Origin of the sequence: Castellaniella sp., from assembly GCF_034675845.1 — a bacterium.
Classification (GTDB): Bacteria; Pseudomonadota; Gammaproteobacteria; order Burkholderiales; family Burkholderiaceae_B; genus Castellaniella.
The window spans coordinates 1,696,463-1,717,540 of the sequence record NZ_JAUCCU010000001.1; the positions used below are offsets into that span (position 1 = coordinate 1,696,463).

Sequence of the window (21,078 nt, forward strand, 5' to 3'; positions counted from 1 at the left end):
CATATCATGGCACGCGACGCAACCGGTCATGCTGATGAACGCATCGACACTTCGCTGCAGCACATAGGCCAGGCCCCGCTGGACCCCGTCACTGGGGCGGGGCCGGTGGCCTTGCCTTCGATTCGCACCAGCACGGTGCGTTTTGCGTCCATGGATAAACTGGATCAGGCCCAGGCGGCCAAGCAGCGCGGCGAACGCGCCCCGACCTACGGACGGGTCGGGCTGGAAACCCATGCGGCGCTGGAAACCCTGCTGTGCCGCCTGGAGGACGGCGAGCGCGCTTTTCTGGCGCCGTCCGGGATGGCGGCCATCAGCATGGCCCTGATGGCGTATCTCAGCCAGGGCGACCATGCCTTGGTGGCGGATTGCGTGTATGGGCCGGTGCGCTATTTTCACCAGACGATACTGTCGCGCATGGGGATAGCCATGGATTTCGTGCGCCCGGATCTGGCAAGTCTGCAGGCGGCTCTGCGGCCCGAGACGCGCGTGCTGTACCTGGAATCCCCAGGGTCCTTGCTGATGGAAATGCTGGATTTGCCGACTTTGTCGCGCTGGGCGCACGACCATGGCCTGGTGGTCATCGTGGACAATACCTGGGGCTCGGGCTATATCTACCAGCCTTTGACCCTGGGGGCGGATATATCGGTACTGGCCGCCACCAAATACATAGGCGGGCATTCGGACCTGATGCTGGGCGCAGCGGTGGCGCGCGACCCGGCGCTGATCGCCAAGCTGCATGAAACCCACTATGCATTGGGCAACACCGTCAGCGCCGATGATGCCTGGCTGGCCTTGCGGGGGGCGCGTACGCTGGGACTACGCATGCGCGGCTGCGCCGATAATGCCTTGACGGTATGCCAGTGGCTGGCCGTCCAGCCGCAGGTATCGCACATTTTCTTTCCAGCCTGGGCGCAAGACGCGGGCCATGCCCTATGGCAGCGCGACGCCAGGGGCTCCAACGGCTTGCTGGCGGTAGCGGTAGATTTCAACAATGCCCAAGTGCGCCGCGTGATCGATGCACTGCACTTGTTTGGCATCGGCTATTCCTGGGGCGGCTACGAGAGCCTGGTGACCCAGGTCGAGCCTGCCGCCCTGGCGTCCCATGGGTATTGGGCGCAGACAGCCTCCGCCCGCATGCAGGCCGGCACGGTGCTGCGCCTGCATATTGGCCTGGAAGATCCTGCCGACTTGATCGATGATCTACGGCAGGCTTTTGCGGCGGCAACCTAGTTTTTCTGGGCGAGTAACTGCTTGACCAGCTTGTTGGCCTCGTCAACTGCACCCTGGTAGCTGCCAGTGTGTGACGGCGAGGTCACGTACTGGCCACCAATTGCAAGAGACGGCGTGCCGTCGATCTGATAGGACTTGGTCAGTTCGTCGGCGCGGGTGACTTTCGTCTGCACGCCAAAGGAATTGAAGGTATCGGTAAATGCCTGGCGATCCACGCCCTGGTTGGCGACCCAATTGATGATGTCTTTGGCTTCGAACAGGTTTTCGCGTTTTTCGTGGATGGCCTGGAATACGGCGTCATGCAGATCCATGCGGTCAAGGGCCTCTAGCGCGTAATACAGCTTTTGCAGATCCTTCATGCTGGCATTGAAGGCCACCGGCACACCTTTGTAAACCACCGAGTCGGGCAGGGTGGGCACCCATTTATCAATCAGGGGCTGAATCTTGGCGCAGTGCGGGCAGGTATAGGAAAAGAATTCCAGGACTTCGATCTTGCCCGGTGTGTCCGAAGGCTGGATCGGGTCCAGGGTATCAAAGGAAGCTGCCTGGGCGGTGGAGGCCATGGCCAGGGCGGCCAGACCCAGCAACAGGCCGGAAGCAAAGCGGGAAATCAAAGCGGTCATGGATGCTCCGAAATAGGGGGTGAAAAAAGAGGCTACCCTGGGATGCCTGTTAGGGGGTTGAAGGCTTCCAGAAGCCACCCGGAATATCTTCAGGGACGAACGACGGTGGATTCTATCTTTTCGTCACCTAGTTTAGTGCGGGCACGGTTCATGTCGTCAATGCCCTTGAAGGGGCCCACGCGCACCCGATTGATGGAGGCGCCGTTGGATTCGCCGGCCTCGATGCGGACCGGCAGGCCCAGCATCACCACCCGGGCCAGCATGGTCTGGGCTTCGGCGGCAGAGCGAAATGCGCCGGTTTGCAGGTAATACGTGGTCTGTGTGTTAGCCGCTGGTTTATTGGCTGGCGGTGGTGGCGGTGGGGCCGGCAGATTGACAGCCGGTTTTGCAGGGTCCGGGGCCGTGATGGGCTTGGGGGCCGCCGGCGCGGACGCCGGTGCCGTGGGGGCCGCCGCCGGTGTGCTTGTCTGGTCCAGACCGGCAATGATCTGGTTGATGGCGTCGGTCAGGGGTTCCTGAGGCTGGCCGGGCGCGGGCGCGGCACCCGGCGGGGTCAGGGCGCTGCCGCCTTGGGCGGGCGTGCGGGTGCCCGCAGGGCCATCTTTGCCATACAAGGCAATATTCGGATCTGGCGCGTTTTTCACGTCAGGCAGCAAGGTCGTCGGATCGTTGCGGCTGGCTTTGTCCTTGAAGGGCATGGGGGCCTGAGTGACGAACAGAGCCACGGCCACGGCGGCCGCCACGCCCAGCATCATGCCCAGCACCAGGCTGAGCCAGGAGCTATTGGATTTTTTCTTGCGTGTGGCCATGCGGCTTACATCCGGACCGGGGCGCTGACCCCGAGCAGATTCAGACCATTGGCGATGACTTGGGCAGTGGCCTGGGCCAGACGCAGGCGTGCAGCCATCAAGGCAGGGTCATCCACCAGGATGCGTTCGGCGTTGTACCAGGCATGGAAATCCGCCGCGCAGTCGCGCAGCCAGAAGGCCAGTTGGTGGGGGGCGAGTTCGTGGGCAGCCTGGGTCAGTACGCCGGGGTATTCGGCCAAACGCTGTAGCAGGGTGATCTCGGTGGCGGCTGTCAGCAGGGCCGGCTGGGCAGCTTGCGCCTGTTGCGCGGCGTCGTGCTGGCGCAGCAGCGAATGGATGCGGGCGTGTGCGTACTGGATGTAATAGACCGGGTTTTCCTCGCTGTGGGACAGGGCCAGGTCGATGTCGAAGACGAACTCCGAATCCGCCCGGCGCTGCGCCAGGAAAAACCGCACAGCATCGCGTCCCACCCAATCAACGAGGTCGCGCAGCGTGACATAGCTGCCTGCGCGCTTGGAAATCTTGACTTCGGCGCCGTCGCGCATGACGCGCACCATCTTGTGCAGCACATAGGCGGGGTAATCCACCGGGATGCCCAGGCCCAGACCCTGCAGGCCGGCGCGCACCCGGGCAATGGTGCCGTGGTGGTCGGTGCCCTGGATGTTGATGGCGTGATGAAATCCGCGTTCCCATTTGGCGACGTGATAGGCCACATCCGGGACGAAATAGGTATAGCCGCCCTCGGATTTGCGCATCACGCGGTCTTTGTCGTCGCCTGTGCCCAGTTCCGTCGTGCGCAACCATAGGGCGTTGTCCAGTTCGTAGGTGTGCCCGGCGTCGATCAGGGCCTGGACGGTGCGCTCTACCCGTCCGCTGGTATAGAGCGAGCTTTCAAGATAGTAGTGGTCGAAGCGCAGATCGAAGGCCTGCAGGTCCAGGTCTTGTTCGTGGCGCAGATAGGCCACGGCAAAGCGGCGGATCGCGTCCAGATCATCGAGATCCCCGCTGGCCTGGATGGGGTCGCCGTCGCTGGCCTGGACTGCGGCTTGGGCCAGATAATCCTGGGCGATGTCGGCAATATATTCGCCCTTGTAGCCATCGGCCGGGAAGGCCGGGTCGTCAGGCTGAATGCCGCGGCCCCGTGCCTGCACGCTGATGGCCAGGTTATTGATCTGGTTGCCTGCGTCGTTGTAGTAGAACTCGCGCGAGACCTGGGCGCCCTGGGTGGCGAACAGCCGACAGATCGAATCCCCCAAGGCTGCCTGGCGGGCGTGGCCCACGTGCAGCGGCCCGGTGGGGTTGGCTGACACGAACTCGACCAGGATGCGGTCGGTATTGACCGGGCGGTGGCCGTATTGGCTGCCCTGGGTGGCGATGACGTCCAGTACTGCCTGATGGGCGCTGGCGGTCAGGCGGAAATTGATGAAGCCCGGTCCGGCGACCTCGGCCTGAGCAATCAGGTCGGTGGCGTTGGGCTGGGCCAGCACGGCATCGACGATGGCCTGAGCCAGTTCGCGCGGGTTGCGCCGGGCGCTGCGCGCGGCCTGCATGGCGATATTGCAGGCCACATCGCCATGAGCGGCGACCTTCGGGCGTTCCAGGGTGATGTCCAGGGTATGCCCGGGCAATAGCGTGTCCAGGGCGGACTGCAAAAGAGAGATAAGTGTGTTGGTGTGCTGTGGCAGCATGGCTGAATGGTGATCGGTGACAGCGGCGTGGCCGCAAGAGGCATCTCGAAATGATAGCCTGATTTGCATGGTTTCGTGGTCAGGGGCCATTTTGCTGGGTGGCCAGCCAGGCACCGTAGCCTTGCATGTCCACGGTGCCGACCATATTGCCGGCATTCAGTTGCCAGAGGGCAATGCGCTGGATGAAGGTTTCAAATAGCGCCCGCTGCCCGGCGCCCAGGCGGGGATGATTGCCTTGGGGGCCCAGGGACCGGGTCTGGGCGTCTTGCAGGTCGCGGTCACCATCCAGCATGCGCTGGGCGGGCATGCGCTCGTCGTGCAGCAAGGGTTGGGTGATTTGCTGGTCGTCGGCGCTCAGGGGCCGCAGGGGCACCAGGGCGGCGGCAGCCTGCCAGTACATCCAGTTCAATGCCACATCCGATAAATCCCCCTGGGATGCAGCCTGAGCCGTGTCGTCCAGCAGCCCGCCGCCGCCGATATCGGCATGGGCGCCGATGAAGGGGGTTTCGGTTGTATTGCCCATGCCGCCCGCCGAGACTAAAGGAAACAGACTGCGCATTTCATGCGTCGCCACGGCATGGGCGACCCGACTCCAGGCGTCACTGATGCCCAGATCGAATCCGGCATTGGCTGCGCCCAGCAGACCAAATTGGGCCACTGTATCGAACAGGCCCAAAAACCGCAGGTCTACACACAGGCCAATGGTGCCGCGCAGCGGGTCATCATATGAAAACCAGCCGTTGCGGGTCTGTTGGGCGATGCGGTTGGCAAAGTCACGGGCCAGCGCCGCGCCGCGTGAATAGCCCAGAATATCAATGGGTGCGGTGGTGCCGACGCGCTGGGCGCGCTGCAGGGCGTTCAGCAGGGACTGCCATTGATTGCGCAGGATCTGACCGCTGCTGGCGGCGGTGATGGCATCCCAGTTCATGTATAGATTGCTGCCTGGCCCGGCATGATAATAGCTCTGGCCATCGCTATAGGCTTGGGCCAGCTTCCAGACATTGCTTTGGTTTGCCTGGCCGTAGCGTGTGCCGTCGAAGGCCAGCAAGATCAATCCCAAGGGATCGGTGTGACGCAAGGGCTGCTGGGCGGCGTAGCCCAGGGCCTGCTGGCCGGGCAGCGGCCCCAGGGGGTCGGGTTCCAGGTAATGCCCGGATTGGGGCAGGTAGGTGCGAAACACATTGTCGTGCCAGCCCGTGAAAGGGTCTTCGTCCTGACCGGGCAGGCGCAGCACCACGGGCAGGTCGCCGCTTTGATGGTCCAGCCTGCCCAGGGCATCGTAGCGTGCCTGCCAGCGTACCTGGCCCTGCGCGTCTGTCGTCAGCACGGGGACGCCCAGCAGGTCGCTGTGGATGAAATCCAGCTGGGCATTGCCTTGGGCGTCATATCGCAGGCGGCCAACCAGCGCATCCTGGGCGTAGATATAGCGTTCGCTGAGCCCAAACCGGGGGACTGCCGTTGTCGCCTCGGCAGGCGGATTCGTTCGCGGGCGGAGCCAGCGTCCCACCAGGCGGTTATCCAGGTAATAGCGTTCGATATCCAGGGTTCGGCTTTGCTGTCGGATCTGCTGGCCACGGGCGTTATAGGTATAGCGCACCAGTTCGGCCTGACCCTCGTGGACGGCGGACAGGCGCTGCTGCGCCTGGTATTCCAGCTGCCGCAGGCCGATGGATTGCGGCAGACCTGCCGCATCGCGCAGCAAAGTCGGCAAAAGGTCAAGCTGGCGTCCTTGGTGGGTGCCTTGGTTTTGCGAGGCGGTGGCGGGTTGCGCACTTGGCTGGCGATGCTGGCGGAGCAGGCTGCCATCGGCTGACCAGGCCAGCCAGCGGGTGGTGGCGGTATCCTTAATGCCAACCAGCCGTCCTTGGGCATCGTGAGCCAGGGCTTGGCCGCTGATCTGCCCATCGGAGTCCAATATCAGGCGCTGCGCCACCCGGCCCTGGTCGTCGTAATGTCGACGTTCGCCCCAGACTGCCTGTCCGGTGCGGCTGAGTACCAGCAGGTCCGTGCGTCCAGCGGCGTCGACCCGGGTTTGCAGATGCAGGCCGTTGCCATAACGATATCCGGCCAGACCGTCGACGGTGTCGATGACCGCATGCTGCCTGCCTGCGGTGTCTTCCCAGCGTATGCCTTGCAGGATGCCGTCGGGCGCCCAGCGATAGTGCAATGCCCCGCCTTCGGGCAGGTCATGGCGCAGCAACTGGCCTGCGCGGTTGTAGACAAAGTTTTCCTGGTATTGCAGCACACCGTCCGACAAGGGGCGCCGCACGTGGCGGGTTTGTAGCCTGCCATGTTCGTCCGTGTTCAGGAATTCGGTTTCGGCCGGATGCTTCAGTCGGCTGGGTTGGCGCCCGCGCCACTGGATCTGGACAGAGATAGGCGCCTGGTCGAGGCGCTGGTGGGTCAGCGTCACAGGACGGTTCACGGCATCCAGGCGAATGTCCAGGCGGTCGCCATTGGCGTACTGGAAGCCCTGCAGATGGCCTTGCGGGCTGCGCAGTACCTGGGTCTGACCGCTTAGCGTAGCGGACCAGCTGCGGCGCAACCCGGTGGGCGCGTAGTCCAGCACCAGCCCGGGCCAGCCGCCCAGGGGGTCGCGCAATTGACCGATGCGTCCGTCTGGGTAGCGGCGGATCTGCAGGCCGTCTGCGGGTGCCGCCGCTTGCCATCGTTGATGATTTTGACCCCAGCGCAGCTCGATATCCGCTGCGCCAGGCGGGTAGCTCAAGGCCAGTCGGGGGGCGGTGGGGCTGCGATCGCCTGGGATGGCTTCGATGACCCGGCCCCGGCTGTCGTAAGTCCAGCTGCGCGCCTGCCAGCGGGCCCCCGAGGGGCGGCTGAGTGCAATGCCGGTAATGGCATGGGGGTGACCTGCCTGGTAGGCGGCCTCGTGGAGGTAGTGACGCTGCATGCCGTCGGGCCGTTGCACGCGGATCAGTTGCCACGTTGTGGGTTTGTGCGCCAGATGTACTGGCTGATAGGTGTAGCTGAATGTGCCCAAAGGGGTCTCCAGCGACTGCAGCAGGACGTGTCCGGCATGCTGGGCATAGTGCAGGTTCAGGTCTTGCTGGCCTTGTCGGATATGCTGGATCAGGCCCTGGTAGGGGCCTTGGGCGTGGCGCTGAATCTCAATGGCGGGGTGGCCAGGGTGGTGAATCGACCGCAGTTGTCCCTGCGCGTCGAACCCCAGACGGCGGCCATCCGGCCCCAGCCAAACCCATTCAGTACCGGGCGGGTATGCCGGAGGCTGATGGACTGCGGGTCGGCGGTCGTCATCCAGTGCCGCAGCCCGCGTCATGATGTGGCCATCCAGGTAGCGGGTCGTGCCTCCCAGGCGGTTGTAATGCACCGCGCGGCCATCGGCCAGCATCAGGGTGTAGCCATCGGCGTCTGCTTGCAGATGGATGTCATATTCCAGCGACCAGCCTGTGCCCAGCGGCCCGCTGCGCTGGTTGCTGGAACGGTATAGACGAATAAATGCGGGACTGCTGCCCAGAATGGATTCGGGGAGATCAATGTCGCGCAGGAATTTTTCGCCACTGACGACCTGGATGGGGTTGCTGATGCCCGTGTCCACGCGGGGCTCCGGGCTGGGGCCCAGGCTGCTGCTGGCGCCACAAGGCGGGGTGGATACGGGGCTGTCCGGTATCGGACAGGTCAGGGCCGTCTGGCCAATAGCGGGGGGGCCGATCAGCAGGCTGCCGACCAGCCAGCAGGCCGATAGCAAGCACTGTTCCGTGGCGGTGTGCACGCGTAGGTGCCTCGATGCCAAGGTGCTTGGAAAGCCTTTTTTCTGGCGGTTTTCGTGCATGGCTGGACTCCTGTGAAGGCAGGATATTGTCCTGCTTGGCAGGGGGCCAAACTTGGGTTAGTGTATGTTTATGTCCATTGCGGAAGACCCACCATGCTAATTTTGTTTCAGTCCAAATCAGCGGCCGAGGTCCTGATGTTCGCCCAGCACGCAAAGCCCATTTTGCTGGCTGCCGGCAAACAATTCGATACGCCCGATCTGCCAGAGCGCGGCGTCATTACCCGTGACCAGATGGACACCGCCATCGCGGGGATCGAGTCCTTGGTGGCGGCCGACACCAGCCGCGACGATTCCACCCAGCACGATGATGCTGCCGAACACCCCATCGACCAGCACGTCGGCATGCGTCGGCGGGCCTGGCCTCTGCTGGCGATGTTGCGTTTATCCCGGGAAAAAGGCGAAGACGTTACCTGGGGGCCTGCCCCGATCTGGTAGGTTGCTGTGCCAGGGCCGCCCCGCACGCGCGAGGCGGCCACAACCATCTATCAGGCGGCGGCGCTGGCCCGGATGGGCAGTGCCTTGCCGCTGGTGGTATGGCGGTTGACGGCGCTGAGGATCGCCAGGAAAGAAGACGTCACGATGTCTTCGTGGATGCCGACGCCATAGCCGCCGGCCTCGTCGCCGATTCGCATTTCGATATACGACGCGGCGCGGGTATCGGTGCCGGTGCCGATGGCATGTTCCTGGTAGTCCATGATGCGGGCCTCGATCCCCAGGGCATCCAGAAAGGCGGAAATCGCGCCATCCCCCTGACCGGACAGATTGCGTGTCTGGCCGTCGGCCTGGATTTCGACGTCAATCGAGAACTGCTTCTGGCCGGTGGCCTTGGGGCTGCCGGTGATGCGATGACGCACCAGTTGCCAGGGGGTGTCGCGATCCAGGTATTCATGCTTGAAAATATCGTAAACCGCCTGGGGTGTGACTTCGCTGCCGGTTTCGTCGGTGACGCGCTGGATGGCGCGGCTGAATTCGATTTGCAGGCGGCGCGGCAAGGTCAGGCCGTGTTCTTGTTCCAGCAGATAGGCGACGCCGCCTTTACCGGATTGGCTATTGACGCGGATGACGGCATCGTAGCTGCGACCCAGATCGGCCGGATCGATGGGCAGGTAGGGGACTTCCCAGATGGCGTCGGCTTGTTGGATGGCAAAGCCTTTTTTGATGGCATCCTGGTGCGAACCGGAAAAGGCCGTGAACACCAGATCGCCCACGTAGGGGTGGCGCGGGTGCACGGGCAACTGGTTGCAGTCCTCTACGCAGCGGCGGACCTCGTCGATATCGGAGAAATCCAGGCCGGGGTGGATGCCCTGGGTGTAAAGATTCAGTGCCAGGGTGACCAGGTCTACGTTGCCGGTGCGTTCGCCGTTGCCGAACAGGCAGCCTTCGATGCGGTCGGCACCCGCCATGACGGCGAATTCGGCGGCGGCCACGGCGGTGCCGCGATCATTGTGGGGGTGTACGCTGAGGACGATTTTGTCGCGCTGCGCCAAGTGGCGGTGCATCCATTCGATCTGGTCGGCATACAGATTGGGCGTGGTGGCCTCGATGGTGGCCGGCAGGTTCAGGATGATTTTGTCCTGGACGGTGGGCTGCCAGGTATCGACCACGGCATTGCAGACTTCAAGCGCAAAATCGGGTTCGGTGGTGCTGTAGACCTCGGGGGAGTATTCGTAGCGCCAGTGGGTTTCGGGGTACTTGGCGATTTCGGCCTTGACGATCTTGGTGCCTTCGACGGCTACGGTGCGGACTTCGTCGCGGTTCATGTTGAAGACAATCTTGCGAAAAGCAGGGGCACAGGCGTTGTACATGTGCACGATGGCGTGTTTGGCGCCGGCCAGGGCCTGTACGGTGCGCGGAATCAGGTCGTCGCGCGCCTGGGTCAGGCCAATAATGGTGACGTCGTCCGGGATGCGGTTTTCGTCGATCAGTTTACGGACGAAGTCGTAGTCGGTCTGGGATGCGGACGGGAAGCCGACCTCGATTTCCTTGAAGCCGATTTTGATCAGTTGATCAAAAAACCGCAGCTTGCGGTCTACGCTCATGGGTTCGATCAGGGCTTGGTTGCCGTCGCGCAGATCGGTGCTCATCCAGATGGGCGGCCTGGTGATGCGCTGGCTGGGCCAGGTGCGCTCGGCGTAGTCTTGGGCGAACGGGACGAACGGAACGTATTTGGAGGCTGGGTTCTTGATCATGATGATACCTGTCTTGGGGCAAGGTCCGGATCACGGACTGAATGGAATCGCGGATGGCGAAACTGTGGCTCTGGAAAGGCTGCCGAACTGCCACGCGGCGCTAGGCCCGGCAACCGATCGGTAGTAGTAGCAGGCCAGACGAGGCAATCAGTGGACGCGCAGGCGCACCGTGCAGTACGGTTCCTGGCAGACGCACAAACCCGGCTGCAGGTGCCTGCAGGCTGGACGGGGTCGGTGCGTAAAGGATGTTCATAAGGTGTAAGTCGAACATATTTTTGAAATTTTCGCAAGTGCCATAATGGCCTTGTCTTGACACAATGCGCGCGTCATCCACAATCCAACTTGGCTTGTGGCCTGTGCGTCTGATCCTGGAGATTATTATGAACAGACAGGTGCTTCAGTTGGCTTCGGCTTACATGAGCGTCATTATTGGTGGCGGTTTTGCTTCCGGACAGGAGGTCCTGCAGTTTTTTACTAATTTCGGTTTGTGGGGGGTGGCAGGCACCCTGGTATCCGGGCTCTTGTTTGCTTTCTTGGGGATGCAGGTGGCGCGTATGGGGACGCAGTTGCATGCGCATTCTCATAAAGTCGTGCTGGATGCGATTTTCGGCCAACGACTGGGGTCCATTGTCGATCTGGCGCTGATTTTCTTTTTATTCGGGGTTGGCGTTGCCATGCTGGCGGGGACGGGGTCGCTGTTTCGCGAGCACTTCGAACTGCCGGTGCTGGCCGGTGGCCTGTTCATGGCCGTGCTGGTGTCCTTGACCTTGTGCCTGAATGTGCAGCGCATTGTGGATCTGATCAGTTCGGTCACGCCGCTGCTGCTGGCCCTGGTGATTGTGTTGGTCATCTATGCCCTGGTGCGCAGTGATACCAGCGTGGCCACGCTGAATGCCCTGGCGGCAACCCAGGAGGATCGCGCGGCCCCCAACTGGTTCTTGGGTGGGGTGTTGTACGCGTCCTTCAATATTGCCGTGGGTTTTCCGCTGCTGGCGGTTTTGTCGGGTAGTAGCAACAATCTGCACAATACGACGCGCGGCGGCATACTCGGTGGGGTGGGATTGGGCGTACTGATTCTGCTGCTGAATATCGGGCTGTTCGCCAATCTGGATCAGATCCAGGGGGCGGAAATGCCCACGGTGCTGCTGGCAAAAACGCTTAATCCCTGGCTGGGCTGGCTGATGATGCTCTCGCTGTGCTGCATGATCTATAGCACGGCGGTGGGGATGTTCTTTGCCTTCAGCGCACGTTTTGCAGACCCCGAGACGCCGAAGTTCCGGGTGATCAGCATTGTGTCCACCTTTGTGGGGCTGGGGTTGAGCTTCGCCGGCTTCACGACGCTGGTCGGGACGGTATATCCGCTGCTGGGATACCTGGGGATTGCCTTGATCCTGGGCGTGGTGGTGTATTGGTGGCGCAACCGCTGATCGCGGGTTTCTGCTGTCCGGGCTTAGCGTCCGGACAGCAGAAAAATTACAGTAATTCTCCCGTGCCGCTGTCCAGGAATGCTTCGATTTTCGTCCTCCATGCACCGATCTCGAAGCCTTGGGCCTTGAGCCAGTCATTATCATAATAGGTAGTGGCGTAGCGATCTCCGCTGTCGCAGATCAAGGTGACGATCGAGCCGGATTCGCCTTGCTGGCGCATGCGGGCAGCAAGGCTCAGGACGCCCATGAAGTTCGTGCCGGTCGATCCGCCTACGCGTCGAAACAGACGTGCCGACAGCACGTGGGCTGCGGCAATCGAGGCTGCATCGGGGATGCGGATCATCTCGTCGATCACGCCGGGGATGAACGAAGGTTCTACCCGAGGGCGACCAATGCCCTCGATGCGCGAACCCTGGGCCGTGATGTTTTTATCGCCGGTGCGCCAGGCATCGTAAAAAGCCGAGCCTTCGACATCCACCACGCATAGGCGGGTGTCCAGGTTGCGATAGCGGATGAAGCGGCCAATGGTGGCCGAGGTGCCGCCTGTGCCGGCACTCATGACTACCCAGCGGGGCACAGGATTGGGTTCACCTGACATTTGGCGGAAAATGCTGTCGGCGATGTTGTTGTTGCCGCGCCAGTCGGTGGCGCGTTCGGCATGGGTGAACTGATCCAGGTAATAGCCGCCGGTTTTATCGGCGATGGCCTGCGCCACGGCATAGATTTCGTGGGTGTGATCCACGAAGTGGCAATGGCCGCCAAAGCATTCGATGGCCTGGATTTTCTGCTGGCTGGTGGACTTGGGCATGACCGCTGTAAACGGCAGGCCCAGCAGGCGGGCGAAATAGGCTTCGGAAACCGCAGTTGATCCGGATGAGGCCTCGACCAGAGTGGTCTGGCGGCGGATGTGTCCGTTGCAGATGCCGTACAGGAACAGCGACCGCGCCAGCCGATGTTTCAGGCTGCCGGTGGGGTGGGTGCTTTCATCCTTGAAGTAGATGTCGATGCTGGCCAGGCCGGGGAAATCCGGCTTGACCAGGTGCGTATCCGCCGAGCGTCGGCCGTCGGCCTCCAGGATGGTGATGGCGTGTCGGGTCCAGCTGCGGTCATCGGCTGACAGGGCCGAAGGGGTGTCGGAGGGGCGTGCGGTCATGAGGGCAGTATCCTGTATCGTGCCCGACGATCGATCAGGGGGCACTTGGCCTTGAGACTAACAGATCATAATCCTTGCCGCGCCGCCGCTTTCCTATTGGCTGTTTTGCTGGCGGTCGCGGGCGTTTTTCAGCGTTGCCAGCTGCAAGGCGGCCTGTTGCAGGCGTGCAGAGCGCCCGCGGCTGAGCTCTTGTTGGGCCAGCTGCAGGTCGCCTACGCGCAAGGGGTCGTCCTGGGGCTGCCAGGCCCACAGCAGCACATCCAGGGCGGGGGCCGACAGTTGTTGGGCCAGTTGTTGAAACGAATGGTCGTCTACCGTTTTGCGGCGTGCTTGGGCCATGATGCGACGGATGGCCAACGAGACCAGCCAGGCCAGCATGATGGTGACCAGGGCGACCAGCGCCCACCAGAAGTAAGGGTTATAGCGCTGCAGCAAGGCCGTGGCTTCAGTTCCCACCACATGGTTTCCGGCATAATCAATACCATTGCCAAAGGCCAGCAGGCGATTCAGCAGGTCATACCAGACCAGTACCACCAGTACCACAACGGCGGTGGCCATGAGTTTTGCTGCGGCGGTCAAGCGCATCAGGGTTTTGCGCAACAAGCTGGAGTCCTGAGGGCTGGGAGTTTTGAAGGCGTCCTGAGTCATGGTGTCAGTCAAGTGAATATGCGTACGCAAGCGTCCCTGGAGCTGGGGCAGCATCAGCAATTGGTGCTGACCCCGCAACTGCGTCAAGCGCTGAACCTGCTGCAGTGTTCGACCCAGGAACTGGATTTGGAAATTGCCCGGGCTCTGACGGAAAACCCCTTGTTGCAGCGTGATGAAACGCCACCCGAGGCGGCATCGGCACAAGCTGAAATGCTGGAGCACCGTTGGGCGCAGCCCACGAGCCGGACAGTAACGGATGATATGCCAGAATCGCCTGCCGCGCAGAGTCTGGCCGATCATCTGTTGCAGCAATTGCATACGACCCGGGCCTCGGCGCGGGATCAAGCCCTGGTGACTCTGTTGATCGACGATCTGGATGAACATGGGCGGCTGGATTTTGATCCCGCTGCTTATACGGCAGTTTTACCCAGCAGCCTGGGTGTTGAGGATGAAGAATGGCAGACGGCCCTGCGGCTGTTGCAGTCTTTTGATCCCGCCGGAATCGGTGCACGCAGCCTGTCCGAATGCCTGCGCTTGCAGCTGCGTGCCCGGGCCGCCGAATGGCCTGCCGCCGTGCTGGCGACGGCCTTGCAGTTGACGCGGCACCTGGAGGATCTGGCGGCTGGCCGTTGGGCCAAGCTCTGTGCAGCACTGGCTTGCGACCGGGATCAGTTGGAACTGGCCCGCCAGGCCATTCTGCGGCTTGATCCCCACCCAGCCAGTGCCTGGACAGACGAGGCACCTGCTTACATCGTGCCGGATATCCTTTTTTATCATGCGGCCAGCGGCTGGCAGGCCAGCCTGAATCCGGCGCTGGAACCGCGCGTGCGCGTCGATCCGGATTTATTGGCCCAGATGGAGGACACTACCACTGGGCCGGTTCTGCGCGAGTCTCTGCAGCAGGCGCGCTTGCTGATTGCGCAACTGGGCCAGCGGCGGCATACGATTTTGCGGGTGGCCGAATGTATCGCGGTGCACCAGCAGGCTTTTCTGGATCATGGGCAGGCTGCCCTGCGACCCTTGGTATTGCGCGAGGTGGCTCAGGTTCTGGGTTTGCATGAGTCTACGATTTCCCGGGCGACGCGCTTGAAATATGCCCAGACCCCCTGGGGGATTTGCGAGCTGAAGTATTTTTTTGCAACAGGTGTCCAGACCGATACCGGTGAGGATGCGTCGGCCCAGGCGATTCAGGCGGTGATGCGCCGCCTGCTGGCTGCCGAGCAGCCGGAAAAACCCTGGTCTGATGCGCGTTTGACCACGTTGCTGGCCGAGCAAGGCTTTGTGATTGCCCGCCGCACTGTCGCCAAATATCGTGAAGCCATGGGAATACCGGTGGCCAGCCTGCGCAAGAAACGCTTGTCATCGGCGTAATAAAGGATAATAATGATTCGCATGTATATTTGTGTATGCAACGCGATCAGCGAACGCCATGTCCAGGAAGCCATTGCCCAAGGGGCAAAGGATCTCAGCGACCTGCAGGCCCAACTGGGGGTCGCCACCTGTTGCGGCCAATGCGCCGAGACTGCCACCGACTATCTACCGGGTGGGCAGTATGCCGCCGATGCCATGCCGCCGGCAGTCGAGCCTGATCACGTGGTGCAAGTCCCCATGCTGGCCAGCACCGAGATTCGCCGCGTCGCTTGATGCGTTTGGCCTTCTGCCAGCTTCAGACCCTGCTCATCTCATGAGCAGGGCATCCCTGTCTATCTGTCCGATTACCTGCTAGCCTTATGGCTTACAGTCTGCATAGGTGTAGGCTGCGTCAGCCAGGAGCACATCATGAAGGGCGATAAGACCGTTATTCAATACCTCAACCAACAGCTCAAAAACGAGCTCTCCGCCATCAACCAGTATTTTCTGCATGCCCGCATGATGAATCACTGGGGCTACGAAAAACTGGGCAAACACGAATACGACGAGTCCATCGGCGAGATGAAACATGCCGATATGCTGATTCAGCGCATCTTTACCCTGGATGGTCTGCCTAATCTCCAGGATTTGCATAAGCTGATGATCGGTGAGTCCGTGCCGGAGATCCTGTCTTGCGATCTGAAGCTGGAAACCGCCGCTCAGGCCACCGTCAAGGAAGCCATGAAATACTGCGAATCAGTGCAGGATTATGCGTCGCGCGATCTCTTTCTGACGATCCTGAACGATACCGAGGAACACATAGACTGGCTGGAGACCCAACTGGATCTGGTCGAACAGCTGGGCCTGCAGAACTATCTGCAATCGCAGGTGTAATCAGGCGCTGTCGGGTTGGGGGGCTTCCTGCTTCCTAGCCAAGGCCAAGATGGCTGCGTAGCGTGTGGCCTTGGTATGCGCGCCTGAAAAGCCCGCGATCCTGCAGGATCGGTATCACCTGCTCAATGAAGTCGTCCAGGCTGCCTGGCAGCGAGGGGGGCATCAGATTGAAGCCGTCTGCCCCCTCGTTTAGAAACCAGTGCTCGATATGGTCAGCGATCTGATCCGGGGTGCCAACGACGGTGCAGTGGCCTCCCCCGGCGGCCAGCCGTCCAAGCAGTTGGCGCAATGTGGGTTGTTCAGTCTCGATGATGCGCAATATGGTGGCATAGCGGCCTTTGGGGCCCGAGAAATCCTCTAGCGCAGGCAGTGGCGGCACAGGCGCATCCAAGGCCCAGCCCTGGCAGTCCTGAAAAATAAACCCTTCTAATTGCCTGAGCGACGACTGAACAGGCAGCAGAGCGTCCAGCGCCTGTTGTTTGGCGCGTGCCTCTGCCTGGGTGGATGCCACATAAGTCACCAGGCCAGGCAAAATCGGTACTGGCTCGGATCTGCCCGCCGCTTTGACGCGTTGTTTGATGTCACGATAATAGGCCTGGGCGGCAGGCAGGTCGTGGGCGACAGCGTAGATGGCTTCGGCGTGCCGTGCAGCAAGCGCCCGGCCTTGTGGTGAGGCGCCTGCCTGGAATAGAACGGGACGGCCCTGAGGCGGTCGCGGAACGGTGAGTGGGCCGTCTACCCGAAAATAGGCGCCTTGGTGTTTGATGGCATGCACGCGGGCGGGATCGGCGTAGGGCCCTTGGCGATCACACAGCAGGGCATTTGTGTCCCAGCTGTCCCAAAGCGCTTTGACGACAGACACAAATTCCTCGGCGCGCGCATAACGCTGCGCATGGTCGGGCATGGCCTCGTAGCCGTGGTTGCGGGCCTCGGCGTCAAACATGGACGTCACGACGTTCCAGCCCATGCGCCCACGGCTGATGTGATCCAGAGAAGCCAGCATCCGGGCGGCATGAAAGGGGGTGCAGAAGGTGCTGGATAGTGTGCCGATCAGGCCAATATGCTCGGTTGCCCGCCCGATGGCGGCCAATGCGGTCAAGGGCTCCAGAAACCAGCGTGGGCCGTCTTCGATATGGTCGGCTGAATGGCCATCAGCCAGAAATATCGCGTCAAGCTTGCCGCGTTCAGCCATCTGGGCCACAGATTCGTAATAAGCGATATTGCCTAATTGGTCGGCGCATGAGTCGGGCGCACGCCAAGCGGCTTTGTGATGGCCGCAGGCAAACAGGAATAGATTCAGGTGCAGGCTGCGTTGGCTCATGGCGCAACCCTTAGTTTTTAACCAAACCGCCGTCGACCACCAGATTTTGTCCGGTGATGGCGCGAGCCCAAGGCGAGGCGAAGAACAATACGGCGTCGGCGAGTTCGTCTGGGGTCACCACCCGGCGCAAAGGCGTATTGGCGGCAATCAGATCAAAGACCGCAGGGGGCGTGGCTGCTGAGGCATCGGTGGTTTGCAGCAGCCCTCCCGATACCATATTGACCGTGATTCCGGCTGCGCCAAGGTCCTGGGCTGCTGTCCGCGTCAAAGCCAATAAGGCCGCTTTGGCTGCGGTGTAATCGTGGTAGGGAACCACCGGGTTCTGGAATAGATTTGTGCCGATGTTGATGATGCGTCCGAACCCCAAGGACTTCATGCCAGGCAAGGTGGCTTGCATGGTATTGAGGGCGCCTTGTACGGCACCCATCTGTGCCTGCATCGAGCCCCAGGACAGATTTTCCAGGGTGGGCCGGGCATCGCCATTAAAAGAAAAGTCGGGCAGAGCGTTGTTGACCACTGTGGTGATGGGGCTGCCGAAATGGGCCTGGGCCTGGTTCGCCATATGTTGCACGGCAGCGGGATCGCAGACATCGGCTTTCAGGGCCAGTGCGTGTGCCGGTGCCAGGCTGGCCCGCTGGTCTGCGGCGGATTGGCTGGTGCGGTAGTTGATGACGACGCGTGCACCAGCCTGCAGGAAGGCGTTGACCAAGCTGGCGCCCAGGCCGCGTGCCCCGCCGGTGACGAGGACAATTTGCTGGTCGAAATTAAGTGCAGGATATCTTTCTGTCATGATGCGCCCTAGGAAAATGGCGGGGGCACATCAAGATGCAAAACAGTGCGAGGCATCGATGACATCCCTCCGCCGGTATGATCCGGATCAGGTTCGGCGGGTGTTGTCTCAGCCCTGTGGGGCACCCCGTGTCTGTGGTCAGTACCATAGCACGGAAAAACAGAATAGGGCCATCGAAGGCCCATAGAGATATCAGCGTTCTGCCGGGCAGTCTGGGGCCTTGCCCCAGGCGTTGTTGGGCCCGCAGTATTTATTGCGGGCCGCCCAGGCACAAGAAGGCCGCGAAAAGAATCCCAGGGCTTCGCAGGATTTCAGCTCGGCCTGGAATGTGGCCTGCCAGTTTGCGTTGGTGACGGCGGCGGGATTGGGCGCAGGCGGTGGTGGCGGAACATCGATGGGCTGCACGGTCTGGCTGTTCAGCAGCATGTCGATGTTGGCAATGCCCTGCAGGCCGCTGTCATCCATCTGACTTTGTGCCGCCAGGGCAATGGCTTCGTCCATGGTGATGGTGGTGGTGGCCAGGGCGATGGGACGGTTTTCGTCCATCAGCGGGGTCGGCTGCAGTTGCCAGTCTACGGGTGGGGGCAGGCTGGGCACGCCCAAGCGCCCGTTAGATAAGGGCTGGGGGGCCGGAGCCACGAAAGGTCGGCCATTGGCATCCAGCACAGGTACATCGCCCTGCGTGCTGGCGGAGTCGGATATTTGTTGTACCTGGGACGGGCTGTGGATAATCAGCCAGTCGCCCAGGCGTAGGCCACCCCAGGCGGCAGCCCCGGCGGCAAGCAGCAAGATGGCAGTAATCACACGCCAGGACATAAGGGAACACCTTGGTCGGTCAATGCTTCGTTCGTCCTATTGTATCGGATGCGGCCATCAGATCCCGGCACCGAAGACTCGACCAGCATGTTCGCGCATGGCGTGGAATTCAACGTCGGGGTAGCGTTCCTGGGCGACCCTGAGCTGGGCCGGAGAGCTGGCCAAGAACGCGATAGCGTCCACGACGTCGGTGGCAATGCTGGCAGGGTTGGCATCCATGAATTTCTTCAGGGCCTTGGGGTCTTTGCTGGTGATCCAGCGTGCCAGGCTGTAGCGTGAGGGCATCAGGCGGGCATCGACACCATATTCGGTTTTCAGGCGATGGGCCACGACCTCGAACTGCAGTTGGCCCACGGCGCCCAGCAATAGCGCACCCCCAGCGGCTTCGGGGCGAAAAACCTGGATTGCGCCTTCTTCGCCCAATTGGGTCAGGCCGGTGCGCAGTTGTTTGGTGCGCAGCGGGTCTTTGACTTCGACGGCCTGGAAGAGCTCGGGGGCAAAGAACGGCAGGCCGGTGAAAGTCAGGGATTCGCCTTCGGTCAGCACATCGCCCAGTTGCAGCACGCCGTGGTTGGGAATGCCGATAATGTCGCCGGCATAGGCTTCTTCGACGATCTCGCGGCGTTGCGACAGAAATGACACCACATTATTGGGCCGGATTTCCTTGCCGTTGCGGGCGACTTTAAGCCGCATGCCGCGCTGGAAGTGGCCCGAGCTGACGCGCACAAAGGCCACGCGGTCGCGGTGGGCCGGGTCCATATTGGCCTGGACCTTGAAGACCACGCCGGTGAACTTCGCCTCGTCCGGTTGGACAGTGCGTTCCAGTGCCGCGCGCGGGCCTGGGGCGGGGGCAAGTTCCACCAGGGCGTCCAGGACTTCGCGCACCCCAAAATTGTTGATGGCCGAACCAAAGAACACTGGCGTCTGGCGACCGGCCAGAAAGGCTTGGTGATCGAAGTCGGGCACGGCGCCGGTGATCAGCTCGATTTCTTCGTGAGCCTTGGTGTAGGCATCACCGAATCGTTGCTGCAAGACGGGATTGTTCAAGCTCTCGATGGTCTCGTCGTCGTGCCGGTCGCGTTCGCCACCAGGACGGAATACGCGCATGTGGTCGTGGCGGATATCGAATACTCCGCCGAACTGGCGTCCCATGCCCACGGGCCAGGAAAACGGGATGGCGTCCATGCCCAGGTGGCCTTCGATCTCGGACAGCAGCTCCAGCGGCTCGTGCACCTCGCGGTCCAGCTTGTTGATGAAGGTGATGATGGGGGTGTTGCGTGCGCGGCAGACCTGCAGCAGGCGAATGGTTTGCGGTTCGACGCCATTACCGGCATCGATCACCATCAGGGCGGCGTCCACGGCGGTCAGCACGCGGTAGGTGTCTTCAGAGAAGTCCTGGTGGCCCGGAGTGTCCAGCAGATTGATCACGCAATCGCGGTATTCCATCTGCATGACCGAGGAGGCCACCGAGATGCCGCGTTGTTTTTCGATTTCCATCCAATCGGATGCGGCGTGGCGGCTGGCCTTGCGGGCCTTGACGCTGCCGGCGATCTGGATGGCGCCTGCGAATAGCAGGAGCTTTTCCGTCAGCGTGGTCTTGCCGGCGTCAGGGTGGGAAATAATGGCAAACGTGCGTCGGCGGGCGACTTCGGCGGTCAGGCTCATGGGAAATAGTCGGGTGTGTCAGCTTTTGTGACTGAAGGTGGCCAGCGCGGTGCCGGCCAAAACGAAGACAGATCCAAAACCGCGATTCAACCAGCGGATGTGGCCGGGCTTTCGCAACAGGCGCAGAATCTGTGAGGCCAGCGAAGTATAGCAACTCATGGCGACCAGATCGGTGAATGTCAGGGTGGCGCCGATCAGCACATACTGCAGGTCTAGCGGGCGTCCCAGATCCAGGAATTGCGGTACGACGGCCAGCAGAAACATGGTGCCTTTCGGGTTGGTGATATTGACCAGATAGCCGCGCAGCAGTTGATCGCGGATCGGGTGGACACCCGGCTGTGGCTGTGCCACGACAGCGACTGGGGCAGCGTCCGTGCGGAATTGCTTGACCCCCAGGTAGGCCAGGTACAGGGCGCCGGTCCATTTGACGATGGTAAAGGCGATTTCTGAGGTGGCCAGCAGGGCGCCTACCCCGACGGCCACGATGAACAGCTGGCAGATAAGACCAAGCTGCAGGCCGATAGTGGTCCAGAACGCATGGCGAAAGCCATATTTCAGGCCCGAGGCCATGGAGCAAATGGCCCCCGGCCCGGGCGAGAAGGAAATCGCCCAGGCAGCGGCAAAAAAAGCCAGCCAGGTGGACAAGGCCATCAAATGCTCCGCA

The 21,078-nt window shown here is 61.7% G+C and carries 19 protein-coding genes and 1 riboswitch; of the genes, 6 read left to right on the plus strand and 13 right to left on the minus strand.

Annotation, left to right across the window (positions count from 1 at the left end; genetic code table 11):
• Nucleotides 1–6 precede the first annotated feature (6 nt).
• Nucleotides 7–1,230, plus strand: a complete 1,224-nt coding sequence (locus VDP81_RS08210) for a PLP-dependent aspartate aminotransferase family protein (RefSeq protein ID WP_323012017.1) — start codon at nt 7–9, stop codon at nt 1,228–1,230.
• On the opposite strand, the gene VDP81_RS08215 is transcribed toward VDP81_RS08210, so the two are convergent.
• The 4 genes from VDP81_RS08215 to VDP81_RS08230 all read right to left on the minus strand — a co-directional run bounded on the left by VDP81_RS08215 (nt 1,227) and on the right by VDP81_RS08230 (nt 8,161).
• Entirely contained in the window at nt 1,227–1,853 is a 627-nt protein-coding gene (locus VDP81_RS08215; protein ID WP_322995860.1) for a thiol:disulfide interchange protein DsbA/DsbL, read from the minus strand. The two genes, VDP81_RS08210 and VDP81_RS08215, sit on opposite strands and share 4 nt — an antisense overlap.
• An 89-nt stretch (nt 1,854–1,942) precedes the next feature.
• Entirely contained in the window at nt 1,943–2,662 is a 720-nt protein-coding gene (locus VDP81_RS08220; RefSeq protein WP_322995861.1) for an SPOR domain-containing protein, read from the minus strand.
• Nucleotides 2,663–2,667: 5 nt separating this feature from the next.
• A complete protein-coding gene (argS, locus tag VDP81_RS08225) occupies nt 2,668–4,350 on the minus strand; it encodes an arginine--tRNA ligase (RefSeq protein WP_322996420.1) in 1,683 nt (560 codons plus the stop codon).
• 79 nt (nt 4,351–4,429) lie between these two features.
• On the minus strand, nt 4,430–8,161 hold the full coding sequence (locus tag VDP81_RS08230) for a phospholipase effector Tle1 domain-containing protein (protein ID WP_323012018.1): 3,732 nt from the start codon (nt 8,159–8,161) through the stop codon (nt 4,430–4,432).
• Between the two features lie 93 nt (nt 8,162–8,254).
• On the opposite strand from VDP81_RS08230, the gene VDP81_RS08235 reads away from it, so the two are divergent.
• Nucleotides 8,255–8,596: a DUF1840 domain-containing protein gene (locus tag VDP81_RS08235; RefSeq protein WP_322995863.1), complete on the plus strand. Its 342-nt coding sequence runs from the start codon at nt 8,255–8,257 to the stop codon at nt 8,594–8,596.
• A gap of 50 nt (nt 8,597–8,646) precedes the next feature.
• On the opposite strand, the gene leuA is transcribed toward VDP81_RS08235, so the two are convergent.
• On the minus strand, nt 8,647–10,353 hold the full coding sequence (gene leuA / locus VDP81_RS08240; protein ID WP_323012406.1) for a 2-isopropylmalate synthase: 1,707 nt from the start codon (nt 10,351–10,353) through the stop codon (nt 8,647–8,649).
• 97 nt (nt 10,354–10,450) lie between these two features.
• Nucleotides 10,451–10,603: a hypothetical protein gene (locus tag VDP81_RS08245; protein ID WP_323012019.1), complete on the minus strand. Its 153-nt coding sequence runs from the start codon at nt 10,601–10,603 to the stop codon at nt 10,451–10,453.
• Between the two features lie 127 nt (nt 10,604–10,730).
• On the opposite strand from VDP81_RS08245, the gene VDP81_RS08250 reads away from it, so the two are divergent.
• Nucleotides 10,731–11,777 carry a hypothetical protein gene (locus tag VDP81_RS08250; RefSeq protein ID WP_322995864.1) on the plus strand — a complete coding sequence of 349 codons (1,047 nt, stop codon included), beginning with the start codon at nt 10,731–10,733 and terminating at the stop codon, nt 11,775–11,777.
• A 46-nt stretch (nt 11,778–11,823) separates the two neighbouring features.
• Here VDP81_RS08250 and VDP81_RS08255 read toward each other — a convergent pair whose 3' ends face one another.
• Together VDP81_RS08255 and VDP81_RS08260 are read right to left on the minus strand one after the other, a co-directional pair.
• Nucleotides 11,824–12,930: a PLP-dependent cysteine synthase family protein gene (locus VDP81_RS08255; RefSeq protein WP_323012020.1), complete on the minus strand. Its 1,107-nt coding sequence runs from the start codon at nt 12,928–12,930 to the stop codon at nt 11,824–11,826.
• A 93-nt stretch (nt 12,931–13,023) separates the two neighbouring features.
• Nucleotides 13,024–13,590 (minus strand): hypothetical protein, encoded by a 567-nt coding sequence (locus tag VDP81_RS08260; RefSeq protein WP_323012021.1) that lies wholly within the window; start codon nt 13,588–13,590, stop codon nt 13,024–13,026.
• 6 nt (nt 13,591–13,596) lie between these two features.
• Between VDP81_RS08260 and rpoN the strand changes: the two genes are divergently transcribed.
• From rpoN to bfr, 3 genes are all read left to right on the plus strand, one after another.
• A complete protein-coding gene (rpoN, locus tag VDP81_RS08265; protein WP_323012022.1) occupies nt 13,597–14,949 on the plus strand; it encodes an RNA polymerase factor sigma-54 in 1,353 nt (450 codons plus the stop codon).
• 21 nt (nt 14,950–14,970) lie between these two features.
• A complete protein-coding gene (locus tag VDP81_RS08270) occupies nt 14,971–15,222 on the plus strand; it encodes a (2Fe-2S)-binding protein (protein ID WP_323012023.1) in 252 nt (83 codons plus the stop codon).
• 135 nt (nt 15,223–15,357) lie between these two features.
• Entirely contained in the window at nt 15,358–15,822 is a 465-nt protein-coding gene (bfr, locus tag VDP81_RS08275) for a bacterioferritin (protein ID WP_322995869.1), read from the plus strand.
• Nucleotides 15,823–15,856: 34 nt separating this feature from the next.
• Here bfr and VDP81_RS08280 read toward each other — a convergent pair whose 3' ends face one another.
• From VDP81_RS08280 to VDP81_RS08300, 5 genes are all read right to left on the minus strand, one after another.
• Nucleotides 15,857–17,143 (minus strand): LLM class flavin-dependent oxidoreductase, encoded by a 1,287-nt coding sequence (locus VDP81_RS08280; RefSeq protein ID WP_322995870.1) that lies wholly within the window; start codon nt 17,141–17,143, stop codon nt 15,857–15,859.
• A gap of 10 nt (nt 17,144–17,153) precedes the next feature.
• A complete protein-coding gene (locus tag VDP81_RS08285; protein ID WP_323012024.1) occupies nt 17,154–17,933 on the minus strand; it encodes a 3-oxoacyl-ACP reductase in 780 nt (259 codons plus the stop codon).
• A gap of 47 nt (nt 17,934–17,980) precedes the next feature.
• Nucleotides 17,981–18,072: riboswitch (TPP riboswitch) on the minus strand.
• A gap of 53 nt (nt 18,073–18,125) precedes the next feature.
• Nucleotides 18,126–18,749: a hypothetical protein gene (locus VDP81_RS08290; RefSeq protein ID WP_322995872.1), complete on the minus strand. Its 624-nt coding sequence runs from the start codon at nt 18,747–18,749 to the stop codon at nt 18,126–18,128.
• A gap of 57 nt (nt 18,750–18,806) precedes the next feature.
• Nucleotides 18,807–20,414 (minus strand): peptide chain release factor 3, encoded by a 1,608-nt coding sequence (locus VDP81_RS08295; protein ID WP_322995873.1) that lies wholly within the window; start codon nt 20,412–20,414, stop codon nt 18,807–18,809.
• A gap of 18 nt (nt 20,415–20,432) precedes the next feature.
• Nucleotides 20,433–21,065: a LysE family transporter gene (locus VDP81_RS08300; RefSeq protein WP_323012025.1), complete on the minus strand. Its 633-nt coding sequence runs from the start codon at nt 21,063–21,065 to the stop codon at nt 20,433–20,435.
• Nucleotides 21,066–21,078 lie beyond the last annotated feature (13 nt).

Bases quoted from the DNA above. Each gene is read 5' to 3' on its own strand.
- VDP81_RS08230 (WP_323012018.1), bottom strand. From the start codon at position 8,161: ATGCACGAAAACCGCCAGAAAAAAGGCTTTCCAAGCACCTTGGCATCG.
- VDP81_RS08215 (WP_322995860.1), bottom strand. From the start codon at position 1,853: ATGACCGCTTTGATTTCCCGCTTTGCTTCCGGCCTGTTGCTGGGTCTG.
- bfr (WP_322995869.1), top strand. From the start codon at position 15,358: ATGAAGGGCGATAAGACCGTTATTCAATACCTCAACCAACAGCTCAAA.
- VDP81_RS08255 (WP_323012020.1), bottom strand. From the start codon at position 12,930: ATGACCGCACGCCCCTCCGACACCCCTTCGGCCCTGTCAGCCGATGAC.
- VDP81_RS08220 (WP_322995861.1), bottom strand. From the start codon at position 2,662: ATGGCCACACGCAAGAAAAAATCCAATAGCTCCTGGCTCAGCCTGGTG.
- VDP81_RS08280 (WP_322995870.1), bottom strand. From the start codon at position 17,143: ATGAGCCAACGCAGCCTGCACCTGAATCTATTCCTGTTTGCCTGCGGC.
- rpoN (WP_323012022.1), top strand. From the start codon at position 13,597: ATGCGTACGCAAGCGTCCCTGGAGCTGGGGCAGCATCAGCAATTGGTG.
- argS (WP_322996420.1), bottom strand. From the start codon at position 4,350: ATGCTGCCACAGCACACCAACACACTTATCTCTCTTTTGCAGTCCGCC.
- VDP81_RS08210 (WP_323012017.1), top strand. From the start codon at position 7: ATGGCACGCGACGCAACCGGTCATGCTGATGAACGCATCGACACTTCG.
- VDP81_RS08300 (WP_323012025.1), bottom strand. From the start codon at position 21,065: ATGGCCTTGTCCACCTGGCTGGCTTTTTTTGCCGCTGCCTGGGCGATT.
- VDP81_RS08270 (WP_323012023.1), top strand. From the start codon at position 14,971: ATGTATATTTGTGTATGCAACGCGATCAGCGAACGCCATGTCCAGGAA.
- VDP81_RS08250 (WP_322995864.1), top strand. From the start codon at position 10,731: ATGAACAGACAGGTGCTTCAGTTGGCTTCGGCTTACATGAGCGTCATT.
- VDP81_RS08285 (WP_323012024.1), bottom strand. From the start codon at position 17,933: ATGACAGAAAGATATCCTGCACTTAATTTCGACCAGCAAATTGTCCTC.
- VDP81_RS08235 (WP_322995863.1), top strand. From the start codon at position 8,255: ATGCTAATTTTGTTTCAGTCCAAATCAGCGGCCGAGGTCCTGATGTTC.
- VDP81_RS08295 (WP_322995873.1), bottom strand. From the start codon at position 20,414: ATGAGCCTGACCGCCGAAGTCGCCCGCCGACGCACGTTTGCCATTATT.
- VDP81_RS08290 (WP_322995872.1), bottom strand. From the start codon at position 18,749: ATGTCCTGGCGTGTGATTACTGCCATCTTGCTGCTTGCCGCCGGGGCT.
- VDP81_RS08245 (WP_323012019.1), bottom strand. From the start codon at position 10,603: ATGAACATCCTTTACGCACCGACCCCGTCCAGCCTGCAGGCACCTGCA.